The following is a 17591-nucleotide window of genomic DNA, read 5'->3' as shown; positions in this document are numbered from 1 at the left end:
GGAATTGTGGGAGCGAGCTTGCCCCGCGATGGCCTCTATGGCGATCAACCGGCGACGAGCACCCGGATCGCCTCGAGACGCAGTGCCGCTTTTTCCAGCGCCGCCAAACCCTCTTCGCGCTGCTTGCGCAGGGCGTCGATCTCGCTGTCGCGCACGCTCGGGTTGACGGCCTTCAACGCAGTCAGGCGCGCCAGCTCCTCGTCGGCTTCGGCGGTGAGGCGTTGCCGGGCCTGGGCCACGCGCTCGTCGTGGGTTGGCAGGACCTTGGCCTCGCCCGCGGCGATGCGCTTGGCCAGCACGTCGCGCTGGGCCTGGACGAACTTGTTGGCGCTGGCCTTGGGCACGCTTTCGAGCTGGTCGTTGAGGGTTTCGAAGGCCACCCGCGGGCCAAGGTCGTTGCCGTTGGTATCGAGCAGGCAGCGCAGCGCGGCCGGTGGCAGGTAGCGCCCCAGCTGCAGGCTGCGCGGTGCCACCACTTCGCTGACGTAGAGCAGTTCGAGCAGCACGGTGCCGGGCTTGAGCGCCTTGTTCTTGATCAGCGCCACGGCGGTGTTGCCCATCGAGCCGGACAGCACCAGGTCCATGCCACCCTGGACCATCGGGTGCTCCCAGGTGAGGAACTGCATGTCCTCGCGCGACAGCGCCTGGCCACGGTCGTAGGTGATGGTCACGCCTTCGTCGTCACCCAGCGGGAAGCTGGCGTCGAGCATCTTCTCGCTCGGCTTGAGGATCAGGGCGTTTTCCGAGTGATCCTCGCTGTCGATGCCGAAGGCGTCGAACAGGGTTTCCATATAGATCGGCAGGGCGAACTGGTCGTCCTGCTCGAGGATCGCCTCGACCAGCGCCTGGCCTTCGCCAGCACCACCGGAGTTGAGCTCCAGCAGGCGGTCGCGACCGGTGTGCAGCTCGGCCTCCAGGCGTTCGCGCTCGGCTCGGGCCTCGCCGACCAGTTGGGTCCAGCCCTTGTCGTCGCCACCGGCCAGCAGTTGCAGCAGGCGCGGGCCGAACTGATGCTGCAGGGCGTTGCCGGTCGGGCAGGTGTTGAGGAAGGCGTTGAGGCCTTCGTGGTACCACTGGAACAGGCGTTCCTGCGGGCTGTCCTGCAGGTACGGGATGTGCAGTTGGATCGTGTGCTTCTGGCCGATCCGGTCGAGGCGGCCAATGCGTTGCTCGAGCAGGTCCGGGTGTGCCGGCAGGTCGAACATCACCAGGTGATGGGCGAACTGGAAGTTGCGGCCTTCGCTGCCGATCTCGGAACACACCAGCACCTGGGCGCCGAACTCTTCGTCGGCGAAGTAGGCGGCGGCGCGGTCACGCTCGAGGATGCTCATACCTTCGTGGAACACCGAGGCCGGGATGCCGGAGCGCACGCGCAGGGCGTCTTCCAGGTCCATGGCGGTCTCGGCGTGGGCGCAGATCACCAGGACCTTGGTGCGCTTGAGCATCTTCAGGGTGTCGATCAGCCAGTCGACCCGAGGGTCGAAACGCCACCAGCGCTCGTCGTCGCCGGTTTCGCCCTGGGCCTGGAAGGCCACTTCCGGGTAAAGCTCGGCACGCTCGCCCGAAGGCAGGTCGGCGTAGGCCTCGGGGTTGGCCAGCGGGTAGGGGTGCAGTTGGCGCTCGGGGAAGCCCTGGATCGCCGCACGGGTGTTGCGGAACAGCACGCGGCCGGTACCGTGGCGGTCGAGCAGTTCTCGGATCAGGCGCGCGCTGGCCTGGCTGTCGCCATCGCTGACCGCGGCCAGCAGTGCTTCGCCTTCGGCGCCGAGGAAGCCCTGGATGGTGGCGTGGGCTTTCGGCGACAGGCGGCCTTCGTCGAGCAGTTCCTGTACAGCTTCGGCCACCGGGCGATAGTGCTCGCTTTCGGCGCGGAAGGCGGCCAGGTCGTGGAAACGGTTGGGGTCGAGCAGTCGCAGGCGGGCGAAGTGGCTGTCCTGGCCGAGCTGCTCAGGCGTGGCGGTGAGCAGCAGCACGCCGGGAATCACCTGGGCCAGCTGCTCGACCAGCGAGTATTCGGGGCTGGCCTGCTCTTCGTGCCAGACCAGGTGGTGGGCCTCGTCGACCACCATCAGGTCCCAGCCGGCGGCGAACAGCGCGTCCTGGGCCTTCTCGTCCTCGACCAGCCACTCCAGCGCGACCAGCGCCAGCTGGGCATCCTCGAACGGGTTGCTGGCATCGCTCTCGATGAAGCGCTCGGCGTCGAACAGTGCAACCTGCAGGTTGAAGCGCCGGCGCATTTCCACCAGCCACTGGTGCTGGAGGTTTTCCGGCACCAGGATCAGCACGCGGCTGGCACGACCGGACAGCAGCTGGCGGTGGATGACCAGGCCGGCCTCGATGGTCTTGCCCAGGCCTACTTCGTCGGCCAGCAATACGCGCGGGGCGATGCGATCGGCGACTTCACGGGCGATGTGCAACTGGTGGGCGATGGGTTGGGCGCGCACGCCACCCAGGCCCCAGAGCGTGGAGAGCATCTGCTTACTGGTGTGCTGCAGGGTGTTGTAGCGCAGCGAGAACCACGACAGTGGGTCGATCTGCCCGGCGAACAGGCGGTCGCTGGCCAGGCGGAACTGGATGAAGTTGGACAGCTGCGTCTCGGGCAGCGTGCGTGGCTGGTTCTGCGGGTCGATGCCGTGATAGACCATCAGGCCGTCGATGTCCTCGACCTCCTGCACGGTCAGCTTCCAGCCTTCGAAATGGGTGATCAGATCGCCTGGCGAGAAGCGCACGCGGGTCAGCGGCGCATTGCGTAGCGAGTACTGGCGCGTGTCGCCCGTGGCCGGGTAGAGCACGGTCAACAGGCGGCCATCCTGCGCCAGGATGGTCCCAAGACCGAGCTCGGCCTCGCTGTCGCTGATCCAGCGTTGCCCCGGTTGATACTGCTGCGCCATACTGCCAAAACTCCCGCGGTGAAAAAGCTGGCCATGTTACCGGATCGGCTGCGCCAGACCAAAGAATCTCAGTGAGTCTAGCGTGTTCATCGACGAACACCCGTCACGAGGGCCATGCGCCAACATGTTTGCCAAGCACCGCTGGTTGAACGTCACCTTGGGCCTGGGCAGCCTGGCGCTGCTGGCCGCCTGTGAACAGAAAAGTTTCGAGATCCTGCCGCCGATCCCGGTCGAGCAACTGGAAGTGCTCGGCGTGCAGACGCCGATCAAGAGCGTGCATTTCCATGACCGCGAGGGCGAGGGCCTGCTGGTGCTGAGCCGGGTCGATGGCCAGGCCACCGACCCCGATACCGAGGAGGAAGTCGACAAGGTGGTGCTCAAGGCCACCCTGTATGGCCGCGCCGCCAGTGCCGATGTCTTCAAGCCGCGCTGGCAGATCGAGCAGGAGACCACTTGTGCTGGTCTGGACCTCGACGTCGACTTTTATACCGATGTCAGTGATGTCGGCGACCTGAACAAGGACGGTGTCGCCGAAGTGACAGTGGCCAGCCATGCCTTCTGCGGTGGCGGTATCGACCCCCACGACATCGCCATCGAGATGCGTGAAGGCCAGGCGATCTACACCATCACCGGCCAGTCGCTGATCAGCCCGCCAGGTGAAGACTCGTTCGGCGGCGAGCGCGAAGACAGCGCCTCGTTGAAGAACGCCCCGCCAGGGGTGCGCGAACATATGGATGCGGTCTGGCAGCAGGTCTACAAGCGGCCATGGAGCGAGTCGAGCCCTTCACCCGACGATCCGGACGAAGACGCCGAGTAGGCCCGCGCTATACTCCAGCCCGATGCGGCGTTGTGACACGCCGCACACCTTCGACCGCAGGCATTCAAGGCGGCGCGCCATCAGCCGACAACAAGGCTACAGGAGACCTCCCATGCTGCCGCCGATCATCCCGCTCAGTGCCGCCCCCGTGACCTCGCAACACGACCCGGTCAAACCACCGCCGACCATTCCACCGGTGGTGCCCACCCAGCCGACATCCAGCGATGGCACCATCGACCTGAAGAATCATCGTGATCCCGAAGAGCAGGCCTTGCTGCTGCGTGACGAGCAACGCCGCCAGCAAAAAAGGCGCAAGCAGGCTGAAGGCGATCGGTACGAGGCGGTGCCGGGTGAGGAGCTCAATGCCGACAACACCGTGCCGGTGGCGCCGCTGGGCGAGCGCACGCGCCAGGGGTTGCTGGTGGATATCGAAGTCTGACTAGTCAGCGCCCTGGCAAGCCTTCATTATTGGGGCCTCTGCTGTCCGTCGAGCCCACCATGAGCCAAGACAACCTGATCGATTTCGGCGCCGAACGCGCCAAACGCATTCACGACCTCAATGACAAGCGTCTGGACGACATGCGCCAGGCCTTCGAGCAGGCCATGCCGCTGACCCAGGCCAAGAAGAAAAAGCCCAAGGGCAAACCGAAGAAGCGCTGAAACTTGATGCAGGTCAACCCTGCACCCGCCTCCCGCGCCCGGCCCCGGGCGCCATTGACTCCGGTCAATTTTCCCCCTCCTCGCATTGGTTACCTTGCACCCATCGGATGACGGCACATCAAGGGAGGAGCCGACATGTTCTTCGACAACGTGGTTATCGCCGGGGTGGTAACAGTCGGGTTGATGTTGGCCTTCTTCGCCGGTCTGGGCATTTTCATCTGGAAGGACTCGAAAAAGCGCAACCAGCGCTGATCCTTCCCGATTCACGAGCACGCAAGGCATTTAGGGCGACTTCGGTCGCCCATTTTTTTTTGCCTGCGAAAATCTGCCTGCGACTGCTTAGATGATTAGCTAGCTAATTAATCGTTTCCGCTTTATCCTTCCTCCCGTTGTCTATCTTTCTTCCTATTACCCCAGCGCGCCCAAGGTTCGTTTCGTGCCCATCACCTTCCAGGCCCTGTTTGCCCCCAGCAGCCTCGCCCTCAAGTTCGCCATCAAGACCTTGCTTGGTGGCGGCCTGGCTTTGTGGTTGGCGATGCGCTGGGGCCTGGAGCAACCGGCGTGGGCGCTGATGACTGCCTTCATCGTCGCCCAGCCGTTGTCGGGGATGGTGGTGCAGAAGGGCCTGGCGCGGTTGGCCGGCACCCTGGTCGGCACTTGCATGTCGGTGGTGTTCATCGGCCTGTTCGCCCAGACCCCATGGCTGTTCCTGCTGACCCTGGCCTTGTGGCTGGCCCTGTGCACCGCCGCCTCGACCCAGTTGCGCAGCGCCTGGGCCTACGCGTTCGTGCTGGCCGGCTACACCGTGGCGATCATCGCCCTGCCGGCGGTCGACCACCCGCTGCAGGTCTTCGACCAGGCCGTGGCGCGCTGCACCGAGATCTGCCTGGGCATCGTCTGCGCCACCGTCACCAGCGCGCTGCTCTGGCCCATGCGCGTGGAGCAGCAACTGGCCGACCAAGCCCGCCAGGCCTGGCAGAACGGCCTGCAGGCGGCCAACGCCATGCTTGGCGGCGAAGACGAGGCACGCGGCGGCCTGCTCGACAGCCTCGGGCGCATCGTCGCCATCGATGCCCAGCGCGAACATGCCTGGTTCGAAGGCAGTCGTGGCCGCCAGCGCGCCCGGGCGATCAGCGGCCTGAGCCAGACACTGATGGTGCTTTTGCGCATCTCACGCTCGGTGCGCAGGCAGTGGCGCCAGCTTGACGAGGGTGAAGCCAGGCATCTGGCGTCATGGCTGGACGAGGTTCGCGCTCACCTGGCCAGCCCCGAGCAGCCCAGCTTGCTGGTGTTGCGCCAGCGTGTCTGGGACGCCGCCCACGACGAGCGGATCAGCCCCGCCGAGCATTACTGTCTGGCGCGCCTGACCTTGCTGCTGGACTACACGATGGCTTGCGCCCAGGCCCTCGACGACGTCGAGCAGGGGCGGGCGCCGAGGCAGGCGACGCAGAGCCTGGCAACCCATCGCGACTTGTCCCTTGCCCTGCTGTTCGGTTCGCGCAGCGCCCTGGCCTTCCTGGCCATGAGCAGTTTCTGGCTGGCCACGGCCTGGCCATCGGCGCCAGGCGGCCTGGTGCTCACCTGTGTGGTCTGCAGCCTGTTCGCCAGCCGCGAGAATGGCGCGCAGATCGGCCTGAGTTTCCTGCGCGGCATCCTCCTGGCCATCCCGGTGGCGTTCCTGGTGGGGCAGATCCTGCTGCCGCAATGGAGCAGCTTCGCCATGCTCTGCCTGGGCATGGGTGTGCCGTTGTTCTTTGGCGCCCTGGGCATGGCCCACCCGCGTACCGGGGCGACCGCCACGTCCTATTGCCTGCACTTCATCGTCCTGGTCGCGCCGCTCAATGCCATGCATTTCGATGTGGCGACCATGCTCAACAGCGCCCAGGCCATGCTGCTGGGCGTGGGCGCCGCGGTAATGGCGTTCCGCTTGCTGGTACTGCGTCACCCGGCCTGGCTTGGCCGGCGCCTGCGCGCCGCCACGCAAGGCGATCTGGTGCGCCTGACCCGGCGCGACCTGCGCGGCGCCGACAGCTGGTTTGGCGGGCGCATGGCCGACCGCCTGATGCAACTGGCGCGGCATGCCAGCGAATTGCCCGAGGCCGAGCGCAAGCGCTGGGACGACGGCCTGCACGGCCTGGATATCGGTGACGAACTGGTGCACCTGCGCATGTGCCTGGCCGTGGCCAAGGCGCCGCTGGGTAATGCCGAGCGCCAGTACCTGCAGCAGTTGCAGGCGGTCCTTGCCAGCGGCCCGGCGCCGGGGCGTGGCCAGCGCCTGGACACTGCCAGTGAACAGTTCATCGAGGCCCTGCGCCGCCAGCCGCCCAGTGACCCGCTGCGCCTGGCCATCGGCGCGGTGCTGCAATTGCGCAAGAGCTGGGGCAAGTGGTGCCGCTGGCAGGAGGAAACCCATGGGGTTGCGTGAGTGGGCACTGGGCGGCGTGCTGCTCAGCCCGTTTCTGATCTATGTGTTGCTGGCGCTGGTGCTCACCGGGCTGTTGCGTTTCATCGTGCAGGCCACCCCCCTGGGGCGATGGATCTGGCACGAGGCGTTGTTCGACGCTGCGCTGTTCGTCTGTGTGCTGTATGGGGTGGTGCGCCTGTCAGGCCCTTTGTAAGGAGTAAGTCCATGCGTACAGTCGTACGTACCCTGGTCACCCTGTGTGTGGTGATCCTCGCTGTTTTTGCTGGCTATCATCTGTGGCAGTACTACATGCTCACGCCTTGGACCCGGGATGCCCGGGTGCGTGCCGACGTGGTGGTGATCGCCCCAGACGTGTCGGGCTGGGTCAGCGCGTTGAAGGTGCATGACAACCAGCAGGTGAAGGCCGGCGACCTGCTGATGAGCATCGACCGCGAACGCTTCCAGGCCGCCTTCGACCAGGCCACCGCCGTGGTCGAGACGCGTACCCAGCAGTTGCGCCTGCGCGAGCGCGAGGCCGCCCGGCGCACCGCGCTGGGGCCGGAGGCGATCAGTGCCGAGTTGCGCGAGAACGCCCAGATCAACGCCGCTGTCGCCCGTGGCGAACTGCACGAGGCCGAGGCTCAGTTGCAAGTGGCGAAGATCAACCTGGCCCGCAGCGAAGTACGCGCCCCGCGGGGCGGGCATATCACCAATCTGCGCCTGGCCGAGGGCAATTTCGTCAACACCGGGCAGTCGGTGATGGCGCTGGTGGACGATGCCACTTTCTATATCCAGGCGTATTTCGAAGAAACCAAGCTGCCGCGGATTCGCGTCGGCGACCCGGTCAAGGTCTGGCTCATGGGCGCCGGCGACGCGATGCAAGGGCAGGTAGAAAGCATCAGCCGGGGGATCACCGACCGCAACTCGACGCCGGATGGGCAGTTGCTGCCAGAGGTGGAGCCGACGTTCAACTGGGTGCGGCTGGCGCAGCGCATACCCGTGCGCATCCGCCTGGACCAGGTGCCGGAGGGCGTGACCCTGAGCGCCGGCATGACGGCTAGCGTGCAGGTGCACGAAGCGCCGTGAGGGGGCAGGCCAGCTCCCCCTGGGATTGCACATGACTTGAGGCCGGCGCGGTCGGTGTGGGAGCCGGCTCGTCGTGGCGACGAACCGCGGCGAAAGGGGCGCATCACGCCCCGGTACTCAGCCTCAAGGCTGCTGGGCGGTCGCCGCCAGCACGATCTCGCGAATGCACACCTGCTGCGGCTGCTGGTAGGCCCAGACGATTGCCCCGGCGACATCTTCCGCCGACAGCACCACGCCGCCCATGTCATTGGCCTTCCAGGCCTCGTAGTCGCGCTTGACGCCCTCGTCGGTGGTATGCCCGAGCAGCTCGGTCTCCACTGCGCCCGGCGCGATGGTCACCACCCGCACATTGTGCGGCGCCAGCTCCTCGCGCAGGTTTTCCGACAACCCGTGCACGGCGAACTTGCTGCCTACGTAGGCCACATGGTTGGGGAAGGTCTTGCGTCCGGCCACCGAGCTGACATTGATCAGGGTGCCATGGCGCCGCTCGACCATCCCGCCGACCAGCGCGTGCACGCCGTTGAGCAGGCCTTTGACGTTGATGTCGAACATGCGCTCCCATTGTTCCGGGTCCTGTTCGTGCATCTGCCCCAGCAGCATCACCCCGGCATTGTTCACCAAGGCATCGGCGGGCCCGTACACGGCTTCGGCCTCGGCCACGGCGGCGACCAGTGCTGCGCGGTCGCGGATGTCCACGGCGCGGCACAGGCAATCGGGCAACGCCAGCGCCTCCAGGCGATCCAGGCGGCGGGCGACCAGCAACAGCGGATGGCCCGCGGCGGAAAAGCGTTGGGCGGTGGCGGCGCCTATGCCGGAGCTGGCGCCGGTGATGATGATCAGGGGTTTGTTCATGGTTGCCTCCCAGGCATAATCGCTTTCGATGGCCAGGATTCTAGATAGCCCTTTCGGCCATGAAAAACGGCTTATTTCTCTGGCTGGCATCGGTTCTATCTATGGATATCCGTCACCTCAAGGCATTTATCGCGGTCTTCGAAGCGCGCAACATCACGGTAGCCGCCCAGCGCCTGTGCGTGGCGCAACCGACCTTGTCGGTGACCATCCGCCAGCTGGAGGACGACCTGGGCGCCGAGCTGTTCCTGCGTCAGGCCCGTGGGGTCGAAGTCAGCGAGCAGGCGCGTGAGCTGTATCCCCAGGCCTGCCGCATGGTGGCCGAGGCCGACGCGCTGCGCCTGCGCTTTCGCCAGGGGCAGGAGCGGGTGCCTTTGGCCCTGGGCATCGAGGCGGACATCGCGCCGGCCCAGGTCGAGGCTTGCGTGCGCCTGGCCAGCCAGGCGGTTGCGGGCCTGCAATTGACCTTGCTGGCGGGGTGTGACGGGGATGCGCGGCTGGCCGACGAGGCCCAGCGCTGCGAGGACGAACTGTTCCTGCCGTTGTGGGAGGAACAGTTCGTGCTGGTAATGGCGACCGGCAGCCAGCCGGACGGGCGCTGGATCACCTGCCCGCAGCATCCTTCGCACCAGCGCCTGATGGGGTTGTACGGCGAAGGCGAGCAGGTTGGCCAGGCCGGTTCGCTACAACTGGCGCTGGCCATGGTCGCCGCCGGGCTGGGCGCGGCATGGTTGCCGCAGTCCCTGGCCGAGCGCTGTCCCGGGGTCTACTGGCGGCCCGGCAGCGGCTTGGCACTGCGGCGCCGGGTCGGCCTGTGCATCACCCATGAGGCTTTGTCACTTCCTGCCGTCGCTGCGCTGCACCAGGCCTTGAACCGAGCTTGAGCGCATTGCGCAGCGTGCTCCTCAGAGGAACATGCCCCCCGATACCTCCAGCCGCTGCCCGTTGATCCAGCCATTGCCATCTTCCAGCAACAAGGCGATGGCCGCGCCGATATCGTCGGGCAGGCCGACCCGGCCCAGCGCGGTATTGCCGGCGATGTAGTCATTGACCTGCTGGTTGTCACGCACCACGCCCCCGCCGAAATCAGTCTCGATGGCGCCCGGCGCGAGAATGTTCACACGGATGCCGCGCGCGCCCAGCTCCTTGGCCTGGTAGCGGGTCAGTACTTCCATGGCGCCCTTCATGGCCGCATAGGCGGCATAGCCGGGCAGGGCGAAGCGGGTCAGGCCGGTGGAGATGTTGACGATGCGCCCGCCATCGGCCAGCAGCGGCAGCAGGCGCTGGGTAAGGAAGAACGGGCCTTTGAGCTGGATGTTCAGCAACTGGTCGAACTGCGCCTCGCTGGTCTCGCTGAATGGCACGTTCAGGCCGATGCCTGCGTTGTTTACAAGGAAATCCAGCTGATGGCGCCCGAACTGCTGTCCAAGCGTGTCGCCCAGGCGTTCGGCGAAGCCTGCGAAGCTAGCGCTGTCGCTGACATCCAATTGCAACATGGCGGCGCGCCCGCCGGCCTGCTCCAGCGTGGCCGCCACGGCGCGGGCTTCGTCGGCCTTGCTATGGTAGGTGCCGATGATGTCGATGCCACGGGCGGCCAGGTGTTCGGCGGTGTTCCTGCCCAGGCCGCGGCTGGCGCCGGTGATCAGTGCGATCTTGCGAGTCATGTCGGTTACCTTTGGTGGGTGGCTGTGGCTGACAGGTTATTGGTCGGACAGGTGCTGTTAAATCCAGGCGATCCGGAAATACTGTTCGCGCCAATTGGACAATTAGGGGCCGTATGAACAAGTTGGAGCTGCTGCGTACCTTTGTCAGGGTCAGCGAGCTGAGCAGTTTCACCCTGGCCGGCGAAAGCCTGGGCCTGCCGCGCTCGACCGTTTCCGAACAGGTGCGGGCGCTGGAAAACCTGCTCGGCACGCGCCTGCTCAACCGCACCACGCGCCGGGTGCGCACGACCCAGGACGGCGCCTTGCTGTACGAGCGCAGCAAGGACCTGTTGTCGGGCATGGACGAGATCGAGAGCCTGTTCAGCGCCGACGACGCCGAGCTGGCCGGGCGTCTGCGCATCGACCTGCCGACCATGATGGCGCGGCGGGTCATCGTGCCGGCGCTGCCGCGTTTTCTCGAGCGTTTCCCGCGCCTGGATGTAGAGATCAGCTGCACCGACCGCCAGGTCGACCTGTTGCGCGAAGGCTTCGATTGCGTGATGCGCATCGGCGCGCTCAGCGACCTTGACGTGGTGGCGCGCCCGGTCGGGCGCCTGAGCATGCGCAATTGCGCCAGCCCCGCCTATCTCGAACGCCACGGTGTGCCGCGCCGCCTGGAGGACCTGGATAGCCACCGGCTGGTCCACTACGTGCGCAACCTCGGCGCGCGCAGTGCCGGGTTTGAATACGAGCAGGGCGGCGAACTGCGCTTCCAGGCCATGGCCGGCGTGGTCACGGTGAACAACGCCGAGGCCTATTCCGCCGCCTGCCTGGCTGGGCTAGGCCTGATCCAGGTGCCGGCGGTAGGTGTCGATGAACACCTGCGCGCGGGTGAACTGGTGTCGCTGCTCGAGCCCTGGCAGGCGCGGGCCATGCCGGTGTCGCTGTTGTATGCGCGGCAGCGCCATGTGCCGCGCCGGGTCCAGGCGTTCATGAACTGGTTGGCGGTGCTCCTGGAGTCCCAGGTCGATCCTTCGGTAGGCGAAAACTGAACAGGGTGCCGCCCTCGACACTGGAGGTCACCTCCATGCGGCCGCCGTGGGCGAGGGCGATCTGCTTGGCAATGTACAGCCCCAGGCCCAGGCCGGGCTGGGGCGCGCCAGAGATCGGCCGGCTGAAAGGTTCGAACAGCAAGGGCAGGGTTTGCGGGGCGATCGGCGTGCCCTGGTTGTGCACGCTCAGGTCGAACGTACTGTCGCTGAGGCTGGCGCGCACGGTCACCGGGCCTTGTGGGTCGCCATGAAGGAGGGCATTGGCGATCAGGTTGGACAACAGTTGCATGATTCGCTCGCGGTCACACAGCAGGCCGCCGACCTGGCCAATGTCGAGGATGATGCGCCGCTGCGGGTGGACACGCTGCAGCTCGGAGGCCACATGGCCGAGGGCGTCCGGCAGATCGTGGCAGGGTTGCAGGTTCAAGGGGATCCCGGCACCAAGGCGGCCACGGGCGAAATCCAGCATGTCGCGCACCAGCTCGGTGGCCCGCTGGCCGCAGGTGAGGATATGCAGGGCGATGGCCCGTTGCTTGTCGTGCGTCAGGCGCTGGCTGAGCAGTTCGGCACCGGCGGTGATGGCGAACAGCGGGTTGCGCAGGTCGTGGCCGAGCACGGCAATGAACTGCTCGCGCACCTCGGCCATGGCCCGCTCTTTGTGCAGGGCGAGCTCGGTGCGCTGGGCGTTTTCCTCGCTTTCGATCTGGATGGCCAGCAGGCGGGCGAACGATTCCATCATTGGCTGGATCGCCGTGCCCTTGAGCGGCGTTGGTTTGGCGTCCAGGGCGCAGATGGTACCGAAGAAGCTGCCGTCGGTACGTAGCACCGGAACCGAAATATAGCTTTCGAAGCGGTACTGGCGCGGGGCGTGGTGACGGCAGTACTGCTCGTCCTCGCTGGCCTTGTCGATCACGATGGTCTGGCGTGTGCTGCGGATTTCGTGGCACAGCGTGGTGGCGACCTCGAGTTCGCCGCCTACCTCGAGGCCGAATCCCAGGGTGTCGAGCACCGCGCAGGCCGTCCAGCTGCTCTCGGTCACCCGGGCCACGGCGGCAAAGCGCAGGCCAGTGGTCTCGCAGATGACCTGGAGGATGGCCGGCACGGCGTTGATGCGACCAATGATGGCGATGTCGGCGGTGACGGCCTGGGTCATGAGGGGCAGATCCGATAACGACGAAGGGGCTCGAAAATCCAGTCTAGCGGGCCTTGGCGCGAGGGGTGAAAAACCTTGGCGAACGGTCTGGCACTTGGGTTAGGCTGGCACTTGCGCGTTGCCCGCCAGAGGCGACCGCCCCCTCTGCGTGCGTCACTTCCGAATTCTTTGCGAGGTTACGCCATGGCCATCACATCCCAGGACATCTGCATCGCCGCCGACCAGCTCAAGGGCTTCGTCGGCTTTCACGGCAAACGTGGCACCCATATCGTGCGGTTTTCAGAGGACGCGTTCGGCATGGACGTGGCCGACGACAGCATCACCCCCTGCAGCGAGTTCGTCTGGCGGCCCGAGGCCGATGCGCGCATGGCATTGAGCCGGGAGCGCCTGGCGTTGCTGCTGGAGCAGCATGTGGACGATCGGTTGAACATCGGCGAGCCATTGCGCATCTACCTCAACCGTACCGACCTGCCCGAAATCGTCGCCGAGCGTAACCTGCGTTGACGCCAGGGCAGTGCATTCAGGACGCATCCTGGCGAACTTCGCGGTTCGCCAGCAGCGCCTCGAACCCTGCCCGGTCCACGGGCTTGCTCAGGTAGTAGCCCTGCACCTCATGGCACTGCTCCTTGTCCAGCGCCTTCAATTGCTGCTCGGTCTCCACGCCCTCGGCGGTCACCGTCAGCCCCATGGCCTTGCCCAGGTTGATGATCGCCTGGACCACGGCCCGGTCGTTGCCGCTCTGGCTGCTCAACCCGGCGATGAAGCGCTTGTCGATCTTGATGCTGTCGAAGGGGTAGGTGCGCAGGTAGCCCAGTGACGAGTAGCCGGTGCCGAAGTCGTCCATGTTCAGGCGCACGCCCAGTTCCTTGAGTGCGAGCATGGTGCCCAGGGCGCCTTCGATATCGTTGAGCATCACGTTCTCGGTGATTTCCAGCTCCAGGCGCTGGGCCGGGAAGCCGGTGTCCAGCAACACCTGGCGCACATCGGCGACCACATCGCTGCGGGAGAACTGCGCGGGCGACAGGTTGACCGAGACCAGCAGTTCTTCGGGCCAGTCACGGGCATTGCGACAGGCTTCTTCGAGCACCCAGCGGCCCAGCGGGACGATCAGGTCGCTCTGTTCGGCCAAGGGAATGAAAGTGTCGGGCCCGATCAGCCCTTCCTGGGGATGCTCCCAGCGCAAAAGGGCTTCCACCGAAACGATGCGCAGATCGTCCAGGCGGTAGCGTGGCTGGTAGTGCAACACGAACTCGTGCTGCTTGATCGCCCGGCGCAGGTCGTTTTCCAGCTGGCGGCGGTACTGGATCTGCTGGTTCATTTCCGGCGAGAAGTAACGCCAGGTGTTCTTGCCGTCGGCTTTGGCCTGGTACAGGGCGATGTCGGCGCAACGGATCAGTTCGCCGGCGTCGTAGCCTTGGGCCCGGGTCTGGGCGATGCCGATGCTGGCACCGATGTGCAACTGGTGTTCCTCGAAACCGATGGGTTGTTGCAGTAGGTCGAGCAGGCGCGCGCAGAAACGGTCGATTTCACTGCGGTTGTCCAGGCCGTGCAAGACCAGGACGAACTCGTCGCCGCCCAGGCGAGCGACCAGGTCATTGTCGCGGGTGGTGTCGCGTAGACGGCCGGCCACCTCCTGCAGTACTGCGTCGCCGGCCGGATGGCCGAGGGAATCGTTGATGGGCTTGAAACTGTCCAGGTCCAGCAGCAGCAGGGTCAACGGTGGTGAATCGCTGCCGCGCAACAACGCCTGCTCGAGGTGGCGCGACAGTTTGTTGCGGTTGGCGAGGCCCGTCAGGGCATCGTGCATCGACAAGTGCTGGATGCGGGCATGGGCGGCGACCTCGTCGGTGATGTCGCTGGCGGTGCCGCGAAAGCCGGCGAGCTTGCCCTCGTAGACGATCGAGCGCGCCGAGACGCGGCAGTAGCGGTTCTGGCCGCTGGCGTCATCGTAGTTGCAGCGCAGGTTGGCCAGTTGCTGCGGGTTGTCGTCGGCCTGGCTGTCGAGCCACGGCAGCAGGGGCGTGGTGTCGCAGGCCAGCAACTGGTTGAGCGGCTGGCCGAGCCAGTCCTCGATGCGGTAGCCGGTGACGCTGACGAAACGCTGCGACAGGTAGGTCAGGCGGTGATGGCGGTCGGTTTCCCAGATCCAGTCGGAGGCGGCTTCGGCCACTGCGCGAAAGCGCTGCTCGCTGGCTTCCAGGGCGCGGTTGCTCTGCTGCAATCGCAGCAGGCTTTCATCTATTGCCCGGGAACTGCGCAGGGCGTGGCGGAACAGGTAGAGCAGCACCAGGCCAAGTACCAGCAGTACTGCCAGCAGCGGCGGCAGGAAGGCATGAAGCAGTTGGCGGCCCGGCAACGGTGTGTTCCAGACTAGGTGATAACCGGTTTCGCCGAGGGCGATATGCGGTTGCCCGGCCTGGGCAACAGCGTTTTTCTCCAGGCGCATGCCGGCCAAACCCGCGCCTTTGCCCAGCACTGCGAGCTTGGCTTCGGTCAGTTGGTCGACGAACACCATCACCGGCGCCTGTTTTACATCTGCTTCGGTCACTTCCTTGTCCGGGCGTACTGCCGCGGCGCTGAGCACTGCGGGCCAGCCGTTGAAGCGTACGAAGTGGGTTACCTGCTCGCGGGCCGGGGCCGCCTTGCGCGCCGCGTCGATGATTGCCGCCAGGGGGCTGTCGATATGGGCGCTAGCCGGCGAATCGGTGGGTTTGCCCTTGAACAGGGCGTAGGTGGTGCGGCCATCCTCGACCACGAACACGCCTTCGTAGCCGCTGGCGCTGTACAGCGACTCACCGACGTTCTTCTCGTCATACGCCCACTGCCAGTCGACCTTGCCTACCAGATGTTCGTAGGCGACGTCCCAGACGGCGTAGCTGGAGAGGAACTGACGCGAGGCCACCAGCCGCTGCTCCAGCGCCTGGGTGGCCTGGAAGGTGCTTTGCTCCAGCGCCTGGCGGTCCAGCGTGGCGGCGATGTTGAACAGCGCCACCAGGGTGAACACGCAAGCGAGCCCGAACAGCGCGCAGAAACCGCCTACCAGGCGGCGCACCTGCAGGCGCGAGGTGGGGCTGGAGGGTGAAAGGTCGACGTTCCTGTCCATGTACGGGCGACTCCTTCAACTGCTGTCTTGCGCCCGAGGCCTGGGCGAAGGTTCAGTCAGGATAGGCCAGCCTGAGCGTGGCGGCCTCGCCGCGAGCGAAATTGACCTGGTCGCGACCCTGGCGCTTGGCGGCATACAGGGCCTTGTCGGCCTGTTCCAGCCAATGCTCGGGCGAGGCGAGGTCGGGTTGAAAGTCCGCCAGGCCGATGCTCAGGCTGATGCGCAAGCCCGGCAAGTGCGGGTTGCGGTAGGCGGCCACGCGTTCGCGCAGGCGCTCCATGGCCTGGCAGGCCTGGGCTTCGTGGGTGCCGGGGAGGATCACGCAGAACTCGTCGCCGCCATAGCGCCCGGCCAGGTCGTCCTCGCGCAGGGTGCGCTTGAGCTCCTGGCTGAGCTGGCGCAACACGCAGTCGCCGACCACATGGCCGTAGGTATCATTGATGGTCTTGAAGTGGTCGATGTCGATCAGCGCGATGACCGCTGGCAGCCGCTGCTGCTGGCAGATCTGGAACTTGAGCAGCAGCAGGTCTTTCCACGAGCCATGGTTGAGCAGTCCGGTGAGGCTGTCGGTACGGCTCAGGGCGCTGAGGCGGCGCTTGTGTTCGGTCAGCTTGATCGCCAACTGGTAGCACACCCAGCCCAGGGCCAGGGGGTAGAGGGTCAGCATCGGCAGGCAGGCGAGGACCTGCAACTGCGTGGCCTGTGTCTGCAGGCCGGTGCCGAGCAGCGTGGTGGCCAAGAGCATGCCGCACAGCTGCGCCAACAGGCCGCGCAGCAGCACGCGTTTGCCACCGGCGGCGACGTTGTTCATGGTCATCATCGACAGGATGGTGACGCTGGGTAGCGGGTTGAAGTGGATAGCTGCGGCCCAGAAACCGCCCATCAGCGAATCCAGCAGGATGTTGCGCTGCTCGGCCTGGTACGGGGAGGCCGAGCGCAGGGCCCACTGGTAGGCCACGTGTGGCCAGGCCAGGCCATTGAACAGCAGCAGGGCCCAGGCCCAGGGCGGTGGGGTCAGCGGGGCGATGGCAGCCATCACGCTGAACAGGCCGATTCCCAGGCCGATGATGCGCGGCAGGTAGATGCGCCTGACGAAAGAGAGCCCCTTGCCGCTGCGATTGTCGATCATGGTTGTCGTTCTTCTGTGGAGCGCCGTTTATCGCATAAGTAATGTGAATATTGTTGAACAATCGTTCATCGGCGAAAAATGACCTTACAAGCCATTTCACGGTTGATCCGACCCTGTGGAGTAATATGAAGGCTTTCCTCATTTGCGGAGTGCTGTTGCTCATGGTCTCCATGGCTACCCCCGCCGGCGAGCCGGCTCCGTATCGGGACGGGCGCTTTCACAACCAGGTCGAACTGCCCAAGGACGGCGTGCTCAAGAAGTTGCGCATCGGCGTCAAGTACCTGCTGCTGCGCAAGCCACCACAGACCCGGCCAGACGCAGCGCTCAGCCTGCAGCCGATGACCCGCCAGCAGGTGGCTGACGCACCGGATCACAGCTTGTGGCGCCTCGGCCATTCCACTGTGCTGCTCAAGTTGCGCGGGCGCTTCTTCATTACCGACCCGGTGTTCGCCGAGCGCGCCTCGCCGGTGCAGTGGGCCGGGCCGTTGCGCTTCCATGCGCCGCCGCTGGCGCTGGGCGACCTGCCGCCACTGACCGCGGTGATTCTCTCCCACGACCATTTCGACCATCTGGATGAGCAGGCCATCCGCCAGCTGGCACCGCGCACCGAGCATTTCCTCGCGCCGTTGGGCGTGGGGGACTTGCTCGTCGAGTGGGGCGTGCCGCCGGCCAAGGTGCGGCAACTGGACTGGTGGCAGGAAACCGAAGTCGAAGGCGTGCGCTTCGTCGCCACGCCTGCCCAGCACTTTTCCGGGCGCGGGCTGTTCGACAGCAACCGCAGGCTCTGGGCGTCCTGGGTGATGA

General features: G+C 65.8%; 17 protein-coding genes (1 of these 17 cut by a window edge). 11 read left to right on the top strand and 6 right to left on the bottom strand.

What is annotated here, in order from left to right:
* Positions 1-44: 44 nt before the first annotated feature.
* Positions 45-2891, bottom strand: coding sequence for an RNA polymerase-associated protein RapA (rapA, locus tag ACZ9C1_RS12465; RefSeq protein WP_277501728.1), 2847 nt, complete (start codon positions 2889-2891; stop codon positions 45-47).
* Positions 2892-3015: 124 nt separating this feature from the next.
* On the opposite strand from rapA, the gene ACZ9C1_RS12460 reads away from it, so the two are divergent.
* The 7 genes from ACZ9C1_RS12460 to ACZ9C1_RS12430 all read left to right on the top strand — a co-directional run bounded on the left by ACZ9C1_RS12460 (position 3016) and on the right by ACZ9C1_RS12430 (position 7858).
* Positions 3016-3708: a M949_RS01915 family surface polysaccharide biosynthesis protein gene (locus ACZ9C1_RS12460; protein ID WP_277501727.1), complete on the top strand. Its 693-nt coding sequence runs from the start codon at positions 3016-3018 to the stop codon at positions 3706-3708.
* A 112-nt stretch (positions 3709-3820) separates the two neighbouring features.
* Positions 3821-4147 (top strand): aspartate-semialdehyde dehydrogenase, encoded by a 327-nt coding sequence (locus ACZ9C1_RS12455; protein ID WP_198755480.1) that lies wholly within the window; start codon positions 3821-3823, stop codon positions 4145-4147.
* 59 nt (positions 4148-4206) lie between these two features.
* Complete coding sequence (locus ACZ9C1_RS12450) at positions 4207-4368, top strand: hypothetical protein (protein ID WP_172670873.1); 162 nt, start codon at positions 4207-4209, stop codon at positions 4366-4368.
* A gap of 135 nt (positions 4369-4503) precedes the next feature.
* Entirely contained in the window at positions 4504-4620 is a 117-nt protein-coding gene (gene ccoM, locus ACZ9C1_RS12445) for a cytochrome c oxidase subunit CcoM (protein ID WP_023629476.1), read from the top strand.
* A 184-nt stretch (positions 4621-4804) separates the two neighbouring features.
* Positions 4805-6793, top strand: coding sequence for an FUSC family protein (locus ACZ9C1_RS12440; RefSeq protein ID WP_476254024.1), 1989 nt, complete (start codon positions 4805-4807; stop codon positions 6791-6793).
* A complete protein-coding gene (locus ACZ9C1_RS12435) occupies positions 6780-6986 on the top strand; it encodes a DUF1656 domain-containing protein (RefSeq protein ID WP_102684692.1) in 207 nt (68 codons plus the stop codon). Before ACZ9C1_RS12440 ends, ACZ9C1_RS12435 begins: the two co-directional genes overlap by 14 nt.
* Positions 6987-6997: 11 nt before the next feature.
* Entirely contained in the window at positions 6998-7858 is an 861-nt protein-coding gene (locus tag ACZ9C1_RS12430; RefSeq protein ID WP_457378865.1) for an efflux RND transporter periplasmic adaptor subunit, read from the top strand.
* A gap of 123 nt (positions 7859-7981) precedes the next feature.
* On the opposite strand, the gene ACZ9C1_RS12425 is transcribed toward ACZ9C1_RS12430, so the two are convergent.
* On the bottom strand, positions 7982-8710 hold the full coding sequence (locus tag ACZ9C1_RS12425; RefSeq protein WP_277501723.1) for an SDR family oxidoreductase: 729 nt from the start codon (positions 8708-8710) through the stop codon (positions 7982-7984).
* 101 nt (positions 8711-8811) lie between these two features.
* Here ACZ9C1_RS12425 and ACZ9C1_RS12420 point away from each other — a divergent pair, with 101 nt between their 5' ends.
* Complete coding sequence (locus ACZ9C1_RS12420; protein WP_476254023.1) at positions 8812-9591, top strand: LysR family transcriptional regulator; 780 nt, start codon at positions 8812-8814, stop codon at positions 9589-9591.
* Between the two features lie 21 nt (positions 9592-9612).
* On the opposite strand, the gene ACZ9C1_RS12415 is transcribed toward ACZ9C1_RS12420, so the two are convergent.
* A complete protein-coding gene (locus ACZ9C1_RS12415; RefSeq protein ID WP_457378867.1) occupies positions 9613-10371 on the bottom strand; it encodes an SDR family NAD(P)-dependent oxidoreductase in 759 nt (252 codons plus the stop codon).
* Positions 10372-10484: 113 nt separating this feature from the next.
* Between ACZ9C1_RS12415 and ACZ9C1_RS12410 the strand changes: the two genes are divergently transcribed.
* Positions 10485-11402 carry a LysR family transcriptional regulator gene (locus ACZ9C1_RS12410; protein WP_102684696.1) on the top strand — a complete coding sequence of 306 codons (918 nt, stop codon included), beginning with the start codon at positions 10485-10487 and terminating at the stop codon, positions 11400-11402.
* On the opposite strand, the gene ACZ9C1_RS12405 is transcribed toward ACZ9C1_RS12410, so the two are convergent.
* Positions 11341-12555, bottom strand: coding sequence for a GAF domain-containing sensor histidine kinase (locus tag ACZ9C1_RS12405; RefSeq protein ID WP_476254022.1), 1215 nt, complete (start codon positions 12553-12555; stop codon positions 11341-11343). The genes ACZ9C1_RS12410 and ACZ9C1_RS12405 overlap by 62 nt on opposite strands.
* A gap of 183 nt (positions 12556-12738) precedes the next feature.
* On the opposite strand from ACZ9C1_RS12405, the gene ACZ9C1_RS12400 reads away from it, so the two are divergent.
* Positions 12739-13059 (top strand): DUF2025 family protein, encoded by a 321-nt coding sequence (locus tag ACZ9C1_RS12400; protein WP_110704414.1) that lies wholly within the window; start codon positions 12739-12741, stop codon positions 13057-13059.
* Positions 13060-13075: 16 nt separating this feature from the next.
* Here the strand turns inward: ACZ9C1_RS12400 and ACZ9C1_RS12395 are convergent, their stop codons facing one another.
* Both ACZ9C1_RS12395 and ACZ9C1_RS12390 read right to left on the bottom strand, forming a co-directional pair.
* Positions 13076-15658, bottom strand: coding sequence for a bifunctional diguanylate cyclase/phosphodiesterase (locus ACZ9C1_RS12395; protein WP_476254021.1), 2583 nt, complete (start codon positions 15656-15658; stop codon positions 13076-13078).
* 52 nt (positions 15659-15710) lie between these two features.
* Positions 15711-16787 carry a diguanylate cyclase gene (locus ACZ9C1_RS12390; protein ID WP_139669353.1) on the bottom strand — a complete coding sequence of 359 codons (1077 nt, stop codon included), beginning with the start codon at positions 16785-16787 and terminating at the stop codon, positions 15711-15713.
* A 125-nt stretch (positions 16788-16912) separates the two neighbouring features.
* Between ACZ9C1_RS12390 and ACZ9C1_RS12385 the strand changes: the two genes are divergently transcribed.
* Positions 16913-17591, top strand: the 5' portion of a protein-coding gene (locus tag ACZ9C1_RS12385) for an MBL fold metallo-hydrolase (protein ID WP_277505484.1). The gene runs 416 nt beyond the window's last position; 679 of the gene's 1095 nt are visible here — the first part of the coding sequence; its start codon is at positions 16913-16915; its stop codon lies off the right edge, out of view.

The sequence above is a fragment of the Pseudomonas sp. TE21435 genome, from assembly GCF_056279265.1.
Note: the sequence above shows the minus strand (reverse complement) of the source record. Positions and strands in the feature narration are given on the sequence as shown.

Coding starts and splice junctions, on each gene's coding strand:
- rapA (WP_277501728.1), bottom strand. CDS start 2,891: ATGGCGCAGCAGTATCAACCGGGGCAACGCTGGATCAGCGACAGCGAG.
- ACZ9C1_RS12460 (WP_277501727.1), top strand. CDS start 3,016: ATGTTTGCCAAGCACCGCTGGTTGAACGTCACCTTGGGCCTGGGCAGC.
- ACZ9C1_RS12455 (WP_198755480.1), top strand. CDS start 3,821: ATGCTGCCGCCGATCATCCCGCTCAGTGCCGCCCCCGTGACCTCGCAA.
- ACZ9C1_RS12450 (WP_172670873.1), top strand. CDS start 4,207: ATGAGCCAAGACAACCTGATCGATTTCGGCGCCGAACGCGCCAAACGC.
- ccoM (WP_023629476.1), top strand. CDS start 4,504: ATGTTCTTCGACAACGTGGTTATCGCCGGGGTGGTAACAGTCGGGTTG.
- ACZ9C1_RS12435 (WP_102684692.1), top strand. CDS start 6,780: ATGGGGTTGCGTGAGTGGGCACTGGGCGGCGTGCTGCTCAGCCCGTTT.
- ACZ9C1_RS12430 (WP_457378865.1), top strand. CDS start 6,998: ATGCGTACAGTCGTACGTACCCTGGTCACCCTGTGTGTGGTGATCCTC.
- ACZ9C1_RS12425 (WP_277501723.1), bottom strand. CDS start 8,710: ATGAACAAACCCCTGATCATCATCACCGGCGCCAGCTCCGGCATAGGC.
- ACZ9C1_RS12420 (WP_476254023.1), top strand. CDS start 8,812: ATGGATATCCGTCACCTCAAGGCATTTATCGCGGTCTTCGAAGCGCGC.
- ACZ9C1_RS12415 (WP_457378867.1), bottom strand. CDS start 10,371: ATGACTCGCAAGATCGCACTGATCACCGGCGCCAGCCGCGGCCTGGGC.
- ACZ9C1_RS12410 (WP_102684696.1), top strand. CDS start 10,485: ATGAACAAGTTGGAGCTGCTGCGTACCTTTGTCAGGGTCAGCGAGCTG.
- ACZ9C1_RS12405 (WP_476254022.1), bottom strand. CDS start 12,555: ATGACCCAGGCCGTCACCGCCGACATCGCCATCATTGGTCGCATCAAC.
- ACZ9C1_RS12400 (WP_110704414.1), top strand. CDS start 12,739: ATGGCCATCACATCCCAGGACATCTGCATCGCCGCCGACCAGCTCAAG.
- ACZ9C1_RS12395 (WP_476254021.1), bottom strand. CDS start 15,658: ATGGACAGGAACGTCGACCTTTCACCCTCCAGCCCCACCTCGCGCCTG.
- ACZ9C1_RS12390 (WP_139669353.1), bottom strand. CDS start 16,787: ATGATCGACAATCGCAGCGGCAAGGGGCTCTCTTTCGTCAGGCGCATC.